The sequence below is a fragment of the Streptomyces sp. RP5T genome, from assembly GCF_003933965.1.
Classification (GTDB): domain Bacteria; phylum Actinomycetota; class Actinomycetes; order Streptomycetales; family Streptomycetaceae; genus Streptomyces.
In genome coordinates, this window is record NZ_RSAJ01000143.1 from 1 (window position 1) to 17,199 (window position 17,199).

Annotated in this window: 17 protein-coding genes and 1 pseudogene; 1 reads left to right on the forward strand and 17 read right to left on the reverse strand. The window is 69.8% G+C overall.

The window, feature by feature from the left end:
* The 14 genes and pseudogenes from EHS43_RS17295 to pyrR all read right to left on the reverse strand — a co-directional run.
* Positions 1–280, reverse strand: a pseudogene (locus EHS43_RS17295) (primosome assembly protein PriA); the annotation flags it as partial.
* Positions 281–414: 134 nt separating this feature from the next.
* Complete coding sequence (gene metK, locus EHS43_RS17300; protein WP_125191667.1) at positions 415–1,623, reverse strand: methionine adenosyltransferase; 1,209 nt, start codon at positions 1,621–1,623, stop codon at positions 415–417.
* 239 nt (positions 1,624–1,862) lie between these two features.
* Positions 1,863–3,065, reverse strand: coding sequence for a bifunctional phosphopantothenoylcysteine decarboxylase/phosphopantothenate--cysteine ligase CoaBC (gene coaBC / locus EHS43_RS17305; RefSeq protein WP_125191668.1), 1,203 nt, complete (start codon positions 3,063–3,065; stop codon positions 1,863–1,865).
* Between the two features lie 99 nt (positions 3,066–3,164).
* Positions 3,165–3,437 carry a DNA-directed RNA polymerase subunit omega gene (rpoZ, locus tag EHS43_RS17310; RefSeq protein ID WP_003988945.1) on the reverse strand — a complete coding sequence of 91 codons (273 nt, stop codon included), beginning with the start codon at positions 3,435–3,437 and terminating at the stop codon, positions 3,165–3,167.
* A 64-nt stretch (positions 3,438–3,501) separates the two neighbouring features.
* Positions 3,502–4,095 (reverse strand): guanylate kinase, encoded by a 594-nt coding sequence (gmk, locus tag EHS43_RS17315; RefSeq protein ID WP_125191669.1) that lies wholly within the window; start codon positions 4,093–4,095, stop codon positions 3,502–3,504.
* Positions 4,096–4,155: 60 nt separating this feature from the next.
* The gene (locus EHS43_RS17320) at positions 4,156–4,479 is read right to left on the reverse strand and encodes an integration host factor (protein ID WP_003977346.1); all 324 of its coding nucleotides are present in this window, start codon (positions 4,477–4,479) and stop codon (positions 4,156–4,158) included.
* A 279-nt stretch (positions 4,480–4,758) separates the two neighbouring features.
* Positions 4,759–5,598 carry an orotidine-5'-phosphate decarboxylase gene (gene pyrF / locus EHS43_RS17325; protein ID WP_125191670.1) on the reverse strand — a complete coding sequence of 280 codons (840 nt, stop codon included), beginning with the start codon at positions 5,596–5,598 and terminating at the stop codon, positions 4,759–4,761.
* A complete protein-coding gene (locus EHS43_RS17330) occupies positions 5,595–6,704 on the reverse strand; it encodes a quinone-dependent dihydroorotate dehydrogenase (protein WP_125191671.1) in 1,110 nt (369 codons plus the stop codon). Before EHS43_RS17330 ends, pyrF begins: the two co-directional genes overlap by 4 nt.
* A 51-nt stretch (positions 6,705–6,755) precedes the next feature.
* Positions 6,756–10,064, reverse strand: coding sequence for a carbamoyl-phosphate synthase large subunit (carB, locus tag EHS43_RS17335; RefSeq protein ID WP_125191672.1), 3,309 nt, complete (start codon positions 10,062–10,064; stop codon positions 6,756–6,758).
* Complete coding sequence (carA, locus tag EHS43_RS17340; RefSeq protein WP_125191673.1) at positions 10,057–11,214, reverse strand: glutamine-hydrolyzing carbamoyl-phosphate synthase small subunit; 1,158 nt, start codon at positions 11,212–11,214, stop codon at positions 10,057–10,059. Before carA ends, carB begins: the two co-directional genes overlap by 8 nt.
* A complete protein-coding gene (locus EHS43_RS17345; RefSeq protein WP_125191674.1) occupies positions 11,211–11,789 on the reverse strand; it encodes a hypothetical protein in 579 nt (192 codons plus the stop codon). The genes carA and EHS43_RS17345 overlap by 4 nt, the downstream gene beginning before the upstream one ends.
* Positions 11,786–13,072, reverse strand: coding sequence for a dihydroorotase (locus EHS43_RS17350; RefSeq protein ID WP_125191675.1), 1,287 nt, complete (start codon positions 13,070–13,072; stop codon positions 11,786–11,788). The genes EHS43_RS17345 and EHS43_RS17350 overlap by 4 nt, the downstream gene beginning before the upstream one ends.
* Positions 13,073–13,077: 5 nt before the next feature.
* A complete protein-coding gene (locus EHS43_RS17355; protein ID WP_125191676.1) occupies positions 13,078–14,055 on the reverse strand; it encodes an aspartate carbamoyltransferase catalytic subunit in 978 nt (325 codons plus the stop codon).
* 82 nt (positions 14,056–14,137) lie between these two features.
* Complete coding sequence (pyrR, locus tag EHS43_RS17360) at positions 14,138–14,716, reverse strand: bifunctional pyr operon transcriptional regulator/uracil phosphoribosyltransferase PyrR (RefSeq protein ID WP_125191677.1); 579 nt, start codon at positions 14,714–14,716, stop codon at positions 14,138–14,140.
* 253 nt (positions 14,717–14,969) lie between these two features.
* Here pyrR and bldD point away from each other — a divergent pair, with 253 nt between their 5' ends.
* Entirely contained in the window at positions 14,970–15,470 is a 501-nt protein-coding gene (gene bldD / locus EHS43_RS17365) for a transcriptional regulator BldD (protein ID WP_006379429.1), read from the forward strand.
* A gap of 181 nt (positions 15,471–15,651) precedes the next feature.
* Here the strand turns inward: bldD and nusB are convergent, their stop codons facing one another.
* From nusB to EHS43_RS17380, 3 genes are all read right to left on the reverse strand, one after another.
* Positions 15,652–16,086: a transcription antitermination factor NusB gene (gene nusB, locus EHS43_RS17370; protein WP_125191678.1), complete on the reverse strand. Its 435-nt coding sequence runs from the start codon at positions 16,084–16,086 to the stop codon at positions 15,652–15,654.
* 2 nt (positions 16,087–16,088) lie between these two features.
* Entirely contained in the window at positions 16,089–16,655 is a 567-nt protein-coding gene (gene efp, locus EHS43_RS17375; protein ID WP_125191679.1) for an elongation factor P, read from the reverse strand.
* A 52-nt stretch (positions 16,656–16,707) separates the two neighbouring features.
* On the reverse strand, positions 16,708–17,199 hold a 492-nt coding region (locus EHS43_RS17380; protein ID WP_125191680.1), incomplete at its 5' end, for a M24 family metallopeptidase.

The following is a 17,199-nucleotide window of genomic DNA, read 5'->3' on the forward strand; positions in this document are numbered from 1 at the left end:
CGCCGTGCCCGAGGAACTCGACGCGCACCCGCACCCCGGGCTGCGCCTGCGCGTCGAGTTCCTCGGGCACGGCGTAGTCGAAGTACCGGTCGAGATGCAGCACACCCTTGTCTACCAGCACGCGCGCGACCGGCAGTTCCTTGGCCAGCGCGGCCCCCCGCCAGGTCCGCGGCTTGGCCCGCGGCACCTTGGCCTTCCGCACACTCTCCCGAATGAGCGCAAGCTGCTCGGGCTGCGCCCCTTCGGCGCCACCGTCCACCGACCCGTTCTCGCTGCTCACAGCATCATTGGTACCAGACCCCACTGACAGACAGCCGTGCCGTGCTCGATGACGGTGCGGCGGTTGCCGCACAAACGCGAGGCCCGGCCCCCGCAAGGGGACCGGGCCTCGTACGTGACCGGGGGTGGACGGGCCTACAGGTCGGCGGCCTTCCGCAGCGCCTCCACGCGGTCCGTCTTCTCCCACGTGAACTCCGGGAGCTCACGGCCGAAGTGGCCGTACGCCGCCGTCAGGGAGTAGATCGGGCGCAGCAGGTCGAGGTCGCGGATGATGGCGGCCGGGCGGAGGTCGAAGACCTCGTCGATCGCCTTCTCGATCTTCTCGTGGTCGACCTTGGCGGTGCCGAAGGTCTCCACGAACAGACCCACCGGCTCGGCCTTGCCGATCGCGTACGCGACCTGGACCTCGCAGCGGGCGGCCAGACCGGCCGCGACCACGTTCTTGGCGACCCAGCGCATCGCGTACGCGGCCGAGCGGTCCACCTTGGACGGGTCCTTGCCGGAGAAGGCGCCGCCACCGTGGCGGGCCATGCCGCCGTAGGTGTCGATGATGATCTTGCGGCCGGTCAGGCCGGCGTCACCCATCGGGCCGCCGATCTCGAAGCGGCCGGTGGGGTTGACCAGGAGGCGGTAGTTCTCCGTGTCCAGCTTGATGCCCTCGTCCAGGAGCGCCTTGAGCTCCGGCTCCACGACGAACTCGCGGATGTCGGGGGCCAGCAGCGACTCCAGGTCGATGTCCGAGGCGTGCTGCGAGGAGACGACGACCGTGTCGAGACGGACGGCCTTGTCGCCGTCGTACTCGATGGTGACCTGCGTCTTGCCGTCCGGGCGCAGGTAGGGGATGGTGCCGTTCTTGCGGACCTCGGACAGGCGCTTGGCGAGGCGGTGCGCCAGGAAGATCGGCAGCGGCATCAGGGTGGGGGTCTCGTCCGTCGCGTAGCCGAACATCAGACCCTGGTCGCCCGCGCCCTGGCGGTCCAGCTCGTCGTCGTCGCCCTCGACCCGGTTCTCGTACGCCGTGTCGACGCCCTGCGCGATGTCCGGGGACTGCGCGCCGATCGACACCGAGACACCGCAGGAGGCGCCGTCGAAGCCCTTCTTGGAGGAGTCGTAGCCGATCTCGAGGATCTTGTCGCGGACCAGCTGGGCGATCGGCGCGTAGGTCTTGGTGGTGACCTCACCGGCCACGTGCACCAGACCGGTGGTGATCAGGGTCTCGACGGCGACCCGGGAGGTCGGGTCCTCCTTGAGGAGCGCGTCGAGGATGGTGTCACTGATCTGGTCAGCGATCTTGTCGGGGTGGCCCTCGGTGACGGACTCCGAGGTGAACAGACGACGGGACACAACGCTCCCTGGGGTTGCAGCGGCTGCTGGCTGATCATTGGCGGACGGGCTCGGGGGCTGCGCCCGGCATCGTCCGAGAACAGTTTATCGGTCGTGCTCTGCCGCCGGGCCCCTGTCTCGCCTCTCGGGAGTGCTGTGACCTGCGGCACGGGCATTGTGCCCAATGCCGAGCGGACTTGGCCAGGGGCGCCACGCCTCGGCGGCAGAGGTTCGTGGGAACCGAGAAGCGACCGGAGTACTCAGCGCAGGCGTCTCACCACCAGGTCCCAGACGGTTTCGGCCAGGAACTCCTTCGGGCCGTGCGGGACCGGGGTCTCGCTGCCGTCGGCGCCCAGCACCACCGCCTCGTTCTCCTCAGACCCGAAGGTCTTGCGCTCGCCCACCTCGTTGACGACGAGGAGGTCGCAGCCCTTTCGCTCCAGTTTCGTGCGGCCGTTGGCCAGCACGTCGTCGGTCTCGGCGGCGAATCCGACGATCACCTGTCCGGGACGGGCCCGCTCGGCCGAGATCTCGGCGAGGATGTCCGGATTCCGCACCAGCACGACGGGCTCGGGGTCCTGGCCGTCCTTCTTCTTGATCTTTCCGGCCGCGTAGGTCTGCGGCCTGAAGTCCGCGACCGCCGCCGCCATGACGACCGCGTCGGCGTCGGCCGCCGCCTTCAGGACTGCCTCGCGCAGTTGTACGGCCGTGCCCACGGGGACGACGTCCACGCCGGCCGGGTCCGGCAGGCCGGTGTTCGCCGCGACCAGCGTGACCCGGGCGCCGCGCGCGGCGGCGGTGCGGGCGAGGGCGTAGCCCTGCTTGCCGGAGGAGCGGTTGCCGAGGAAGCGGACCGGGTCGAGGGGCTCGCGGGTGCCGCCGGCGCTGACGACGACGTGCCGGCCCGAGAGGTCGGGCTCGGTGACACCGCGGGCCAGCACACGGCGGCAGACCTCGAAGATCTCGGCGGGTTCCGGCAGCCGGCCCTTGCCGGTGTCGACGCCGGTCAGACGGCCGACGGCGGGTTCGATCACGACGGCGCCGCGGCGGCGCAGGGTCGCCACGTTCTCCTGGGTGGCCGGGTGCTCCCACATCTCGGTGTGCATGGCGGGGGCGAAGACGACCGGGCAGCGGGCGGTCAGGAGGGTGTTGGTGAGCAGGTCGTCCGCCAGGCCGTGCGCCGCCTTGGCGAGCATGTCGGCGGTGGCCGGGGCCACGACCACGAGGTCGGCGTGCTGTCCGATGCGGACGTGCGGGACCTCGTGGACGTCGTCCCAGACCTCGGTCGAGACCGGGTGGCCGGACAGGGCGGACCAGGTGGCGGCGCCCACGAAGTGCAGGGCGGAGGCGGTGGGGACGACGCGGACGTCGTGGCCGGACTCGGTGAGTCTTCTCAGCAGCTCGCAGGCCTTGTACGCGGCGATGCCGCCGCTGACGCCCAAGACGACCTTCGGTTTGTCCACCAGGTCTCCCCTTCCTCGAACCTACGACTCCATGACACACCACAGGCCCGACAGTCGCGCTGCCGGGCCTGTGGAAAAGCCAACTGCAATCTGAAAGTACTACTGCGCCGGGCCCTCGACGGCCTCGGACGTCAGCAGACCCGCGTTGATCTCGCGCAGGGCGATCGAGAGCGGCTTCTCGTGGACGTGGGTGTCCACCAGCGGACCGACGTACTCCAGCAGACCCTCGCCGAGCTGCGAGTAGTACGCGTTGATCTGGCGGGCCCGCTTGGCCGCGTAGATCACGAGGCTGTACTTCGAGTCGGTGGCCTCGAGGAGCTCGTCGATCGGCGGGTTGATGATGCCCTCGGGCGCGGAGATGGAAGAGGACACGCTCTACCTTCCGATGGATGGGAAAGAATCGGTGCGCGTGATCACGCCTTGATGAGCAGGACGATCACACGACATCCATCAAGGCTAGCAGCTCGCGCGCCACGTCCTCGACGGAGGTGTTGACCAGGGTCACGTCGAACTCGGGTTCAGCCGCCAGTTCGACCTTCGCCGCCTCCAGACGGCGTGCGATCACCTCGGGCGGCTCGGTGCCGCGACCGGTGAGCCTGCGCACCAGCTCCTCCCAGGAGGGAGGAGCCAGGAACACCAGCTGGGCGTCCGCCATGGACTCACGGACCTGCCGGGCCCCCTGGAGGTCGATCTCCAGGAGGACGGGTTCGCCCGCCTCCAGCCGCTCCAGCACGGCCGCACGCGGCGTGCCGTAGCGGTTGCCGGCGAACTCGGCCCACTCCAGCAGCTCGCCGTTGGCGATCAGCTTGTCCATCTCCTCGTCGGTGACGAAGAAGTACTGGACGCCGTGCTTCTCGCCGGGGCGGGGCTTGCGGGTCGTCGCCGACACCGAGAGCCAGACCTCGGGGTGTTCCTTGCGCATATGGGCGACGACCGTGCTCTTGCCGACCCCTGAGGGGCCGGAGAGCACGGTCAGCCGCGGACGTACGTCCGGGGGCTCGGGGGTCGTCCCCCGGAATGTTGCAGCCATGCAGCGATTATTCCAGCAATCCCGGAGTGCCCGGGACTCCCCTTCCCGGAGTCACCCGGTTCAGGAACCGGTGCTGCCGAACTCACGCTCCAGAGAAGCGATCTGGTTGGAGCCGAGGCCGCGTACACGACGGCTCTCGGAGATGCCGAGCCGCTCCATGATCTGCTTGGCGCGGACCTTGCCCACGCCCGGCAGGGACTCGAGCAGGGCGGAGACCTTCATCTTGCCGATGACGTCGTTCTCCTGGCCCTGCTTGATGACCTCGTGGAGGGAGGCGCCGGAGTGCTTGAGTCGATTCTTGACCTCGGCCCGCTCCCGGCGAGCCGCGGCGGCCTTTTCGAGCGCGGCTGCGCGCTGTTCAGGGGTAAGGGGCGGAAGAGCCACGCCTACGTCACCTCGGATGTCGAACTGTCGGATACGGACCGGTGAGGAACCTAGTCGCCCCACACCTGGGGAGCCACGAGCAACACGCTCGCCCGTTGACTCTGCGTCGGAGACTAGCGGCCAAGTCCGCCAGAGTCAGCGAGAACAGCGGAAAAGTCCTGGTCAGCCTGCGCCAGGCCGGACATTTCTGACATATTGCCCCGGATTTGAGAATGTATTCAGACTCAAGCGGGCCTCGCACCCCTCGCCGGAGGACTCGAACGAGGGGTTCGAATGTCGTCAGGCCGCCGGCAGCGCCGAGCGGATCTCGTCCGCGAACCGGTCGGCGGACGCGCGCAACGCCCCGATGTCGGGGCCGTGCCGCAGCACCCCCCGGCTGACGTTGGGGACGACATTGCGGATGGCCGCCCCGAAGACCCGGGGCAGGTCGGCCGGCGTGGCCCCCTGGGCGCCGACGCCGGGGGCGAGGAGCGGACCGTTGATGTCGAGGTCGTAGGTCGACAGATCGCCCAGCGTGGCCCCCACGACGGCCCCGAAGGACCCCAGGGGCTCCTCTCCCGTGTTCTCGGCCGCCAGATGGGCCAGCATGGTCGCGCCGACGTTCCGGCCGTCCGCGCGGACCGCGTGCTGGACCTCGCGGCCCTCCGGGTTGGAGGTCAGCGCGAGCACGAACAGCCCCGAGCCGCTCTCGCGTGCCAGCGCGATCGCCGGCGAGAGCGAGCCGTAGCCGAGATACGGCGACACGGTCAGCGCGTCCGAGAACAGCGGGGAGTCCTTGCGCAGGAAGGCCTCGGCGTACGCGGCCATCGTCGAGCCGATGTCACCGCGCTTGGCGTCCATGAGGACCAGGGCACCGCCCGCGCGGGCCTCCTCGACTGTCTTCTCCAGGACGGCGACGCCGCGCGAGCCGAAGCGCTCGAAGAACGCCATCTGGGGCTTGAACACGGCGATCCGGTCGGACAGCGCCTCGACGACGGTGCGGCTGAAGCGCTCCAGGCCGGCCACGTCGTCGTCCAGGCCCCACTCCGTGAGCAGCGAGGCGTGCGGGTCGATCCCCACGCACAGCGGGCCACGCTCGTCCATGGCGCGGCGCAGACGGGATCCGAAGGGCTCGGTCATACCGTGGTCTTCCTCACGTCGGCGCCGACCGCGTCGGCGAGGGTGGCGTAGGGGCTCGTGCGCAGGCGCGCGGCGAGGCCCTTGTGGACTGCGCGGGCCCAGAAGGGACCCTCGTAGACGAAGGCGCTGTAGCCCTGGACCAGCGTGGCACCCGCCAGGATGCGCTGCCAGGCGTCCTCGGCGTTCTCCACGCCCCCGACGCCCACCAGGGTGATCCGGTCGCCCACGCGCGCGTACAGGCGCCTGAGGACCTCCAGGGAGCGTTCCTTGAGGGGCGCTCCGGAGAGGCCGCCCGTCTCCTTCACCAGGGCGGCTGCGGATGTCAGTCCGAGTCCCTCGCGCGCGATGGTGGTGTTGGTGGCGATGATGCCGTCCAGGCCGAGTTCGACGGCCAGGTCGGCGACCGCGTCCACGTCCTCGTCGGCCAGGTCGGGCGCGATCTTGACGAGGAGCGGGACCCGGCGGTTGGCGACGATCCGGTCGGCGGCCTCGCGGACCGCGGTCAGCAGCGGACGCAGGTGGTCGACGGCCTGGAGGTTGCGCAGACCGGGCGTGTTGGGCGACGACACGTTCACTACGAGGTAGTCGGCGAAGGGCGCGAGGCGCTCCGCGGACTTCACGTAGTCGGCGACCGCCTCGGCCTCGGGGACGACCTTGGTCTTGCCGATGTTGACGCCCACGACGGTCTTGAAGACCGGCTCACGGGACGCCAGGCGGGCCGCGACGGCCAGGGAGCCCTCGTTGTTGAAGCCCATGCGGTTGATGAGCGCGCGGTCCTGCACGAGCCGGAAGAGCCGCTTCTTGGGGTTGCCCGGCTGGGGCTCCCCCGTGACCGTGCCGATCTCGATGTGGTCGAAGCCCAGCATCGCCATGCCGTCGATCGCGACGGCGTTCTTGTCGAAGCCCGCGGCGAGACCGAAGGGGCCGTGCATGCGCAGCCCGAGGGCCTCGGTGCGCAGCTCCTTGTGGCGGGGCGCGAGGGCGGCCGCGAGGAAGGTGCGCAGCACGGGGACGCGGACGGCGAGCCGGATCCAGCGGAAGGCCAGGTAGTGGGCCTTCTCGGGGTCCATGCGCCGGAAGACGAGATTGAAGAAGATCTTGTACATGGTGTCCTCACGACGAGGGGGACACCGTTTCCGGTGTCCCCCTGTCGGCTGCTAGTCGCGGGCCGCGGTCAGGTGCTGCGCGTGTTCCTGGAGCGAACGCACGCCCACGTCACCGTGGTTGAGGGCGTCGATGCCCTGGACGGCGGCGGCGAGCGCCTGGACCGTCGTCAGGCACGGGACCGACCGCGCCACGGCCGCCGTACGGATCTCGTAGCCGTCGAGGCGGCCGCCGGTGCCGTACGGGGTGTTGACGATGAGGTCGACCTCGCCGTCGTGGATGAGCTGGACGATGGTCTTCTCGCCGTTCGGGCCGGTGCCCTCGGACTGCTTGCGCACGACGGTGGCGTTGATGCCGTTGCGCTTGAGGACCTCGGCGGTGCCTGAGGTGGCGAGGAGTTCGAAGCCGTGGGCGACCAGCTCGCGCGCCGGGAAGATCATCGAGCGCTTGTCCCGGTTGGCGACCGAGATGAACGCGCGGCCCTTGGTGGGCAGCGGACCGTAGGCACCCGCCTGCGACTTGGCGTACGCCGTGCCGAAGACGGAGTCGATGCCCATGACCTCGCCGGTGGAGCGCATCTCCGGGCCGAGGACCGTGTCGACGCCGCGGCCGTGGATGTCGCGGAAGCGCGACCACGGCATGACGGCCTCCTTGACGGAGATCGGGGCGTCCAGCGGGAGTTCGCCGCCGTCGCCCTTGGCCGGGAGCAGGCCCTCGGCACGCAGTTCGGCGACGGTCGCGCCCAGCGAGATGCGGGCGGCGGCCTTGGCGAGCGGCACCGCGGTCGCCTTCGAGGTGAAGGGGACGGTACGGGACGCGCGCGGGTTGGCCTCCAGGACGTAGAGGATGTCGCCGGCCATCGCGAACTGGATGTTGATCAGCCCGCGCACCCCGACGCCCTTGGCGATGGCCTCCGTGGAGGCCCGCAGGCGCTTGATGTCGAAGCCGCCCAGGGTGATCGGCGGCAGGGCGCACGCCGAGTCGCCGGAGTGGATGCCGGCCTCCTCGATGTGCTCCATCACGCCGCCGAGGTACAGCTCCTCGCCGTCGTAGAGGGCGTCGACGTCGATCTCGATGGCGTCGTCCAGGAAGCGGTCGACCAGGACCGGCCGCGAGGGGCTGATCTCGGTGGACTCGGCGATGTAGGACTCCAGGCGGGTCTCGTCGTAGACGATCTCCATGCCGCGGCCGCCGAGGACGTAGGAGGGCCGTACGAGGACCGGGTAGCCGATCTCGTCCGCGATGGCCTTGGCGCCCGCGAAGGTGGTGGCGGTGCCGTGCTTGGGGGCCGGCAGGCCCGCCTCGGCGAGGACACGGCCGAAGGCGCCGCGGTCCTCGGCGGCGTGGATCGCCTCGGGCGAGGTGCCCACGATCGGCACGCCGTTGTCCTTGAGCGCCTGCGACAGACCCAGCGGGGTCTGCCCGCCGAGCTGCACGACGACGCCCGCGACCGGGCCGGCCTGCTGCTCGGCGTGGACGATCTCCAGGACGTCCTCCAGCGTGAGCGGCTCGAAGTAGAGCCGGTCGGAGGTGTCGTAGTCGGTGGAGACGGTCTCAGGGTTGCAGTTGACCATCACCGTCTCGTACCCGGCCTCCGACAGCGCGAAGGAGGCGTGCACGCAGGAGTAGTCGAACTCGATGCCCTGGCCGATGCGGTTCGGACCGGAGCCCAGGATGATCACCGCGGGCTTGCTCCGGGGCGCGACCTCGCTCTCCTCGTCGTAGGAGGAGTAGAAGTACGGCGTCCGCGCGGCGAACTCGGCCGCGCAGGTGTCGACCGTCTTGTAGACCGGGCGCACGCCGAGCGCGTGCCGCACCTCGCGCACCACGTCCTCGCGCAGGTCCCGGATCTCGGCGATCTGCTGGTCGGAGAAGCCGTGCCGCTTGGCCTCGGCGAGCAGGTCGGCGTCCAGGCGCTCGGCTGCGGCGAGCTCGTCCGCGACCTCCTTGATCAGGAAGAGCTGGTCGACGAACCAGGGGTCGATCTTGGTGTACTCGAAGACCTCCTCGGGCGTGGCACCCGCGCGGATGGCCTGCATGACGGTGTTGATGCGGCCGTCGGTGGGCCGCACGGACGCCTCCAGGAGAGCCTTCTTGTCGCCGGGCTCGCCCACGAAGGTGAACTGGCTGCCCTTCTTCTCCAGGGAGCGCAGCGCCTTCTGGAAGGCCTCGGTGAAGTTGCGGCCGATCGCCATGGCCTCGCCAACCGACTTCATGGTGGTCGTGAGGGTGGAGTCGGCGGACGGGAACTTCTCGAAGGCGAACCGCGGGGCCTTGACCACCACGTAGTCGAGCGTGGGCTCGAAGGAGGCCGGGGTCTGCTCGGTGATGTCGTTCGGGATCTCGTCCAGCGTGTAGCCGACGGCGAGCTTCGCGGCGATCTTGGCGATCGGGAAGCCGGTCGCCTTGGAGGCGAGCGCCGAGGACCGCGACACGCGCGGGTTCATCTCGATGACGATCACACGACCGTCCTCGGGGTTCACCGCGAACTGGATGTTGCAGCCGCCGGTGTCGACGCCGACCTCGCGGATGATCGCGATGCCGACGTCACGCAGGACCTGGTATTCGCGGTCGGTGAGCGTCATGGCGGGCGCGACGGTGATCGAGTCGCCGGTGTGCACGCCCATCGGGTCGAAGTTCTCGATGGAGCAGACGACCACGACGTTGTCGTGCTTGTCGCGCATCAGCTCCAGCTCGTACTCCTTCCAGCCGAGGATGGACTCCTCCAGGAGCACCTCGGTGGTCGGCGAGAGGGTCAGGCCCTGGCCGGCGATGCGGCGCAGCTCCTCCTCGTCGTGCGCGAAGCCGGAACCGGCGCCGCCCATGGTGAAGGACGGGCGGACGACGACCGGGTAGCCGCCGAGCGTCTCGACGCCCTTGAGGACGTCGTCCATGGAGTGGCAGATGACCGAGCGGGCGGACTCGCCGTGCCCGATCTTCTTGCGGACCTCCTCGACGACGTCCTTGAACAGGTCGCGGTCCTCACCCTTGTTGATGGCCTCGACGTTGGCGCCGATCAGCTCGACGCCGTACTTGTCGAGGGTGCCGGCCTCGTGCAGCGAGATCGCCGTGTTGAGGGCCGTCTGGCCGCCCAGGGTGGGCAGCAGGGCGTCGGGGCGCTCCTTGGCGATGATCTTCTCGACGAACTCCGGGGTGATCGGCTCCACGTAGGTGGCGTCCGCGATCTCCGGGTCGGTCATGATCGTCGCCGGGTTGGAGTTGACCAGGACGACCCGCAGGCCCTCGGCCTTGAGCACGCGGCACGCCTGGGTGCCGGAGTAGTCGAACTCGGCGGCCTGGCCGATGACGATCGGGCCGGAGCCGATGACCAGGACGGACTGGATATCGGTGCGCTTAGGCACGCTGGCCCTCCATCAGAACTGTGCTCATCAAAGACGTGAAGCGGTCGAACAGGTAGGCGGCGTCGTGCGGGCCCGCTGCCGCTTCGGGGTGGTACTGGACGGAGAAGGCCGGCTGGTCGAGCAGCTGGAGCCCCTCCACGACGTTGTCGTTCAGGCAGACGTGCGAGACCTCGACACGCCCGAACCGGGTCTCGCTGACCTTGTCGAGCGGCGCGTCCACGGCGAATCCGTGGTTGTGCGCGGTGACCTCGACCTTGCCGGTGGTCCGGTCCTGCACGGGCTGGTTGATGCCCCGGTGGCCGTACTTCAGCTTGTAGGTGCCGAAGCCGAGGGCCCGCCCGAGGATCTGGTTGCCGAAGCAGATGCCGAACAGGGGCGTTTTGCGCTCCAGGACCGCGGTCATGAGCGCGACGGGGCCGTCGGCGGTGGCCGGGTCGCCCGGGCCGTTGGAGAAGAACACGCCGTCGGGGTTCACGGCGTAGACGTCCTCGACGCTCGCCGTGGCCGGCAGGACGTGCACCTCGATGCCGCGCTCGGCCATGCGGTGCGGGGTCATGCCCTTGATGCCGAGGTCGATGGCGGCGACGGTGAACTTCTTCTCGCCGACCGCGGGGACGACGTACGTCTCCTTGGTGGCGACCTCCTCGTACAGCGAGGCGCCCTTCATGTGCGGCTGGGCCTGCACACGCGCGACGAGCTCGGGCTCGGCGGCGATCGCCTCGCCGGAGAAGATCCCGGCGCGCATCGAGCCGCGCTCGCGCAGGTGGCGGGTGAGCGCGCGGGTGTCGATGCCGCTGATGCCGACGACGTCCTGGGCGACCAGCTCGTCGTCCAGGGAGCGCTTGGCGCGCCAGTTGGACGGCACGCGCGCGGGGTCGCGCACGACGTAGCCGGAGACCCAGATGCGCCGCGACTCGTCGTCCTCGTCGTTCCACCCGGTGTTGCCGATCTGCGGGGCGGTCGCGACGACGATCTGGCGGTCGTACGAGGGGTCGGTCAGGGTCTCCTGGTAGCCGGTCATGCCGGTGGAGAACACGGCCTCGCCGAAGGTCTCCCCCACGGCCCCGTAGGCGCGGCCGCGGAAGATCCGGCCGTCCTCCAGGACGAGTACCGCGGGAGTTTTCGAGGCTCCCCTTGTGGAGGTCGTCATCGTGCGCCTTCCGTTTCCGTCTTGTTGATCATGGAGTTAATGGCGTCGACCCACTCGGTGTGCTCGGCCGCGTGGTCCGAGCGGAACCCCGAGTCGATCAGTCGCTCGCCGTGGGCCCAGGTCACGACGAGGAGCCCGCCCTCGGTCAGGACCTTGCCGGCGATGCCCTTGCCGAGCACGGCCTCCCGCAGGGCCTCGCGCGGGACGAAGAAGTCGGTCGCCCCGGGGCGTACGACGTCCAGGCCCGCGTCCGTCAGCGTGAGCTCGACCCGGCTGCGGGTGCCGAGGCCGTGCGCGACGATCCGGTCGAGCCACTGCCCGGCGGTGGTGGAGCCGTGATAGCGGCCGCTCATGCTCAGTCTCGCCGGGCCGGGGTCGTCCGGCGCGGTGGGGAGCTCGGGCAGGTCGCCCTGGAGCGTGCCGCGCCACTTCCAGCCCTCGCGCATCAGCCAGTAGACGAGCGCGACGAAGAGCGCGAGCCCGACGAGCCAGCCGATGCGCGCGGCCCAGTCGGTGACCTCGGCCGACTTCTTCTCGGCTGCGAGACCGGCGGCCAGCAGGATTTCAGATGTCACGTGAGCTTCCCGTCGACGAGCGTGGCCTTGCCCCGGAGCCACGTGTGCGTGACACGGCCCGGCAGCTCACGCCCCTCGTACGGAGTGTTGCGGCTGCGGGAGGCGAAGCCCGCGGGGTCCACCGACCCACGGTATTCCGTGTCGACCAGCGTGAGGTTGGCGGGCTCACCAGCCGAGACGGGACGCCCGTGTCCGGCGGCCTGCCCGATGCGGGCCGGCTTGAAGGACATGCGGTCGGCGACCTGGGCCCAGTCGAGGAGTCCGGTGTCCACCATGGTCTCCTGCACCACCGACAGGGCGGTCTCCAGGCCGACCATGCCCATGGCGGCGGCGGCCCACTCGCAGTCCTTGTCCTCGTGCGGGTGCGGGGCGTGGTCGGTGGCGACGATGTCGATGGTGCCGTCGGCCAGGGCCTCGCGCAGGGCGAGCACGTCGCGCTCGGTGCGCAGCGGCGGGTTGACCTTGTAGACCGGGTTGTAGGTGCGCACCAGCTCGTCGGTGAGGAGCAGGTGGTGCGGGGTGACCTCGGCGGTGACGTCGATGCCGCGGGACTTGGCCCAGCGCACGATCTCGACGGACCCGGCGGTCGACAGGTGGCAGATGTGCACGCGGGAGCCGACGTGCTCGGCGAGCAGGACGTCCCGGGCGATGATCGACTCCTCGGCGACCGCCGGCCAGCCGCCGAGCCCAAGCTCGGCAGAGACAATGCCCTCGTTCATCTGGGCGCCCTCGGTCAGCCGCGGCTCCTGCGCGTGCTGGGCGACGACCCCGCCGAAGGCCTTCACGTACTCCAGCGCCCGGCGCATGATCACGGCGTCGTCGACGCACTTGCCGTCGTCGGAGAAGACGGTGACGCCGGCCGCGGACTCGTGCATGGCGCCGAGCTCGGCGAGCTTCCTGCCCTCCAGGCCGACGGTCACGGCGCCGATCGGCTGCACGTCGCAGTAGCCGTGCTCCTGGCCGAGCCGGTAGACCTGCTCGACCACGCCGGCGGTGTCGGCGACCGGGAAGGTGTTGGCCATGGCGAACACGGCCGTGTAGCCGCCGCTCGCCGCCGCGCGCGTGCCGGTCAGCACGGTCTCGGAGTCCTCGCGGCCCGGCTCGCGCAGGTGGGTGTGCAGGTCGACCAGGCCCGGCAGGAGCACCTTGCCGGCCGCCTCGACGACCTCGGCACCCTCGGCCGTGAGTCCGGTGCCGACCGCCTCGATGACGGAACCGTCGATGAGCACGTCCTGCGGCTCGCCGCCGAGGACCTTCGCACCACGGATCAGGATCTTGCTCATGTGTCTTACTTCTCCTCGGTACGGGTGTGGCTGACGGCGGGTTCGTTGCCACCCAGAAGCAGGTACAGGACGGCCATCCGGATGGAGACTCCGTTTGCGACCTGCTCCACGACGGTGCAGCGGTCGGAGTCGGCGACCTCGGCGGTGATCTCCATGCCGCGGACCATCGGGCCGGGGTGCATCACGATGGCGTGCTCCGGCATCCGCGCCATGCGGTCGCCGTCCAGGCCGTAGCGCCGCGAGTACTCGCGCTCGGTGGGGAAGAACGCGGCGTTCATGCGCTCGCGCTGCACGCGCAGCATCATCACGGCGTCCGCCTTCGACAGCGTGCTGTCCAGGTCGTACGACACCGCGCAGGGCCAGGTCTCGACGCCGACGGGCACCAGGGTCGGCGGGGCGACGAGGGTGACCTCGGCGCCGAGCGTGTGCAGCAGGTCGACGTTGGAGCGGGCGACGCGGCTGTGCAGGACGTCCCCGACGATCGTGATGCGCTTGCCGGACAGGTCCTGGCCGATCCCGGCGTCCCGCCCGACGAGCCGGCGGCGCATGGTGAACGCGTCCAGCAGGGCCTGGGTGGGGTGCTGGTGGGTGCCGTCACCGGCGTTGATGACGGCCGCGTCGATCCAGCCGGAGTTGGCGAGGCGGTACGGAGCTCCGGAGGCGCCGTGCCGGATGACCACGGCGTCGACGCCCATGGCCTCCAGGGTCTGGGCGGTGTCCTTGAGGGACTCGCCCTTGGACACGCTGGAGCCCTTGGCGGTGAAGTTGATGACGTCCGCCGAGAGACGCTTCTCGGCGGCCTCGAAGGAGATACGCGTACGCGTGGAGTCCTCGAAGAAGAGGTTGACGATCGTGCGGCCGCGCAGGGTCGGCAGCTTCTTGATCGGCCGGTCGGCGACCCGGGCCATCTCCTCGGCGGTGTCGAGGATCAGGACGGCGTCGTCGCGGGTGAGGTCGGCGGCCGAGATGAGATGACGCTGCATCTGTCAGGCTCCGTAAGGCAGTTCAGGGGAGATATCGGGGCAAGCGAGGGCGCGCCGAAGACAGGCGTGTCCTCGGGGCTCGCTAGTGGGCCGGCTTCACACCGAGCAGTACGGTGTCGCGACCGTCCTCCTCGAGGAGCTGGACCCTGACCGTCTCCCGCAACGACGTGGGGAGGTTCTTGCCGACGTAGTCGGCGCGGATGGGCAGTTCGCGGTGGCCTCTGTCGACGAGGACCGCGAGCTGCACCGCGCGGGGGCGCCCGATGTCGTTCAGGGCGTCCAGGGCGGCACGGATGGTGCGGCCGGAGAAGAGCACGTCGTCGACGAGGACGACCAGGCGGCCGTCGATGCCGTCACCGGGGATCTCGGTGCGGGCCAGCGCGCGCGGCGGGTGCATGCGCAGGTCGTCGCGGTACATGGTGATGTCGAGCGACCCGACCGGCATCGCGCGGCCGGTGATCTCCTCCAGCTTCGCGGCGAGCCGCCGGGCGAGGAAGACGCCCCGGGTGGGGATGCCGAGGAGCACCACGTCGTCGGCGCCCTTGGCGCGTTCGACGATCTCGTGGGCGATACGGGTCAACACGCGTGCGATGTCGGGGCCTTCGAGAACGGGCCGGGCATCGGACGCTGTCTGGATGTCGGAAGTGTCCTGCTTGTCCATACGAAACGGACCTCCTTCTCCGCCTCACGGGACGGACCTTAAAGGACGTCGGATTTGCGCCATCCACGGTAGCAGGCTCGATCGGACCCCTCGATCACCCCCTTGGCCCAATCGGTCACCACTCTCACGGAAGAGTCGGTGTGGACCATTCGGCTTGACGCGCAAGAGTCACGCTGCGTAACCTCACAGTGAGTTACCAGACGCGCGGCTCGAAACCACTGCGGCCGCGTCGATCCAGTGTCCGGGGAGCTATATGTCCAGCGAATACGCCAAACAGCTCGGGGCCAAGCTCCGGGCCATCCGCACCCAGCAGGGCCTTTCCCTCCACGGTGTCGAGGAGAAGTCCCAGGGACGCTGGAAGGCGGTCGTGGTCGGGTCGTACGAGCGTGGCGACCGCGCGGTGACCGTGCAGCGTCTTGCCGAGTTGGCGGATTTCTACGGCGTACCGGTGCAGGAGCTGCTGCCCGGCACCACTCCGGGCGGGGCCGCCGAGCCCCCGCCGAAGCTGGTCCTGGACCTGGAGCGGCTGGCCCACGTCCCCGCCGAGAAGGCCGGCCCCCTCCAGCGCTACGCGGCGACGATCCAGTCCCAGCGCGGTGACTACAACGGCAAGGTGCTCTCGATCCGCCAGGACGACCTGCGCACACTCGCCGTCATCTACGACCAGTCGCCCTCGGTCCTCACCGAGCAGCTGATCAGCTGGGGTGTGCTGGACGCGGACGCGCGTCGCGCGGTGTCCCACGAGGAAGGCTGAGCCGCTCCCAGCCTCAGCAGAAACGTGCCGCCGGGGTGGCCGGAACTTCACGGTTCCGGCCACCCCGGCGGCTTTCTGCGGGCCTCGTGGAGCATGCACGCACCCGTACGCCTGAGGGCCCGCAGCACGAGTGCTGCGGGCCCTCAGGCGATTCGCGTCTCGACGCGCCCGGAGTCCCGGCTCACGCCTCGTCTCGGCGCAGCGACGGCTTCAGGTCCTTGAACCGGCCCAGCAGCCCGTTCACGAACGAGGGCGACTCGTCCGTGGAGAACTCCTTGGCCAGCTGCACCATCTCGTCCAGCACCACGGCGTCCGGGGTCTCGTCGGCCCAGATCAGCTCGTAGGCGCCCAGCCGCAGGATGTTGCGGTCCACGACCGGCATCCGGTCCAGCGTCCAGCCGACCGAGTACTGCGCGATCAGCTCGTCGATGCGCTTCGCGTGCTCCGCGTAGCCCTCGACCAGCTGCATCGTGTACTCGCTCACCGGCGGCTGCCGGGTGTCTTCCCGGGAGAGCCGGATCCAGTCCGCCAGGACCGTCAGGACGTCGACGCCGCGCTGGTCGCCCTCGAAGAGGATCTGGAAGGCGCGCTTGCGGGCCGTGTTGCGAGCAGCCACGGTTAGCTGTTCACCCGGCCGAGGTAGTCGCTCGTGCGGGTGTCGACCTTGATCTTCTCACCGGTGGTGATGAAGAGCGGGACCTGGATCTGGTGGCCGGTCTCCAGGATGGCGGGCTTGGTGCCGCCCGTGGAGCGGTCGCCCTGGACGCCCGGCTCGGTCTCCTGGATGGTCAGCTCGACGGCGGCCGGCAGCTCGACGAAGAGCACCTCGCCCTCGTGCTGCGCCACGGTGGCCGTGAAGCCCTCGATCAGGAAGTTGGCGGCGTCGCCGACCGTCTTGCGGTCGATCATCAGCTGGTCGTAGGTGTCCAGGTCCATGAAGACGAAGTACTCGCCGTCCATGTACGAGAACTGCATGTCGCGCTTGTCGACAGTGGCCGTCTCGACCTTGACGCCGGCGTTGAACGTCTTGTCGACGACCTTGCCGGACAGCACGTTCTTGAGCTTGGTGCGCACGAATGCGGGGCCCTTGCCGGGCTTGACGTGCTGGAACTCGACGACGGACCAGAGCTGGCCGCCTTCGAGCTTGAGCACCAGGCCGTTCTTGAGGTCGTTCGTGGAAGCCACGGTTGCGGAATCTCCTGGACTGACGTGGACGACCCCGGCGCACGCACGTTGCCTATAGTGCGAGCAGCTCCTTGGTCGTGATGGTGAGTAGCTCGGGTCCGCCGTCCGCCTCGGGGCGCACGACGAGCGTGTCATCGATCCGGACACCGCCCCGGCCCGGGAGGTGGACCCCCGGTTCGACGGTGACCGGCACGCAAGCGTCCAGTTTACCCATGGCCGCGGGGGCCAGCTGCGGGTCCTCCGCGATTTCGAGCCCCACACCGTGTCCGGTGAGGCGCGGGAGCCCCTCGTGGTGCCCCGCGGACTCCAGTACCTGGCGTGCCGCGCGGTCCACGTCACGGTAGGCGGCGCCGGGTGCCAGCGACTCCCGTCCGGCCCGCTGAGCGGCGAAGACGAGGTCGTAGAGCTCGATCTGCCAGTCGGCGGGGGACGTACCGATGACGAAGGTGCGGCCGATCTCGCAGCGGTAGCCGCGGTAACTGGCGCCCAGGCAGACGGAGAGGAAGTCGCCCTCCTCGACGCGGCGGTCGGTGGGGCGGTGGGC

Excerpts from the sequence above, each read along its gene's own strand:
- gmk (WP_125191669.1), bottom strand. The coding sequence starts at position 4,095 with ATGGCTGCAACATTCCGGGGGACGACCCCCGAGCCCCCGGACGTACGT.
- pyrR (WP_125191677.1), bottom strand. The coding sequence starts at position 14,716 with ATGGACAAGCAGGACACTTCCGACATCCAGACAGCGTCCGATGCCCGG.
- carA (WP_125191673.1), bottom strand. The coding sequence starts at position 11,214 with ATGACGACCTCCACAAGGGGAGCCTCGAAAACTCCCGCGGTACTCGTC.
- EHS43_RS17355 (WP_125191676.1), bottom strand. The coding sequence starts at position 14,055 with ATGCAGCGTCATCTCATCTCGGCCGCCGACCTCACCCGCGACGACGCC.
- pyrF (WP_125191670.1), bottom strand. The coding sequence starts at position 5,598 with ATGACCGAGCCCTTCGGATCCCGTCTGCGCCGCGCCATGGACGAGCGT.
- EHS43_RS17350 (WP_125191675.1), bottom strand. The coding sequence starts at position 13,072 with ATGAGCAAGATCCTGATCCGTGGTGCGAAGGTCCTCGGCGGCGAGCCG.
- bldD (WP_006379429.1), top strand. The coding sequence starts at position 14,970 with ATGTCCAGCGAATACGCCAAACAGCTCGGGGCCAAGCTCCGGGCCATC.
- EHS43_RS17330 (WP_125191671.1), bottom strand. The coding sequence starts at position 6,704 with ATGTACAAGATCTTCTTCAATCTCGTCTTCCGGCGCATGGACCCCGAG.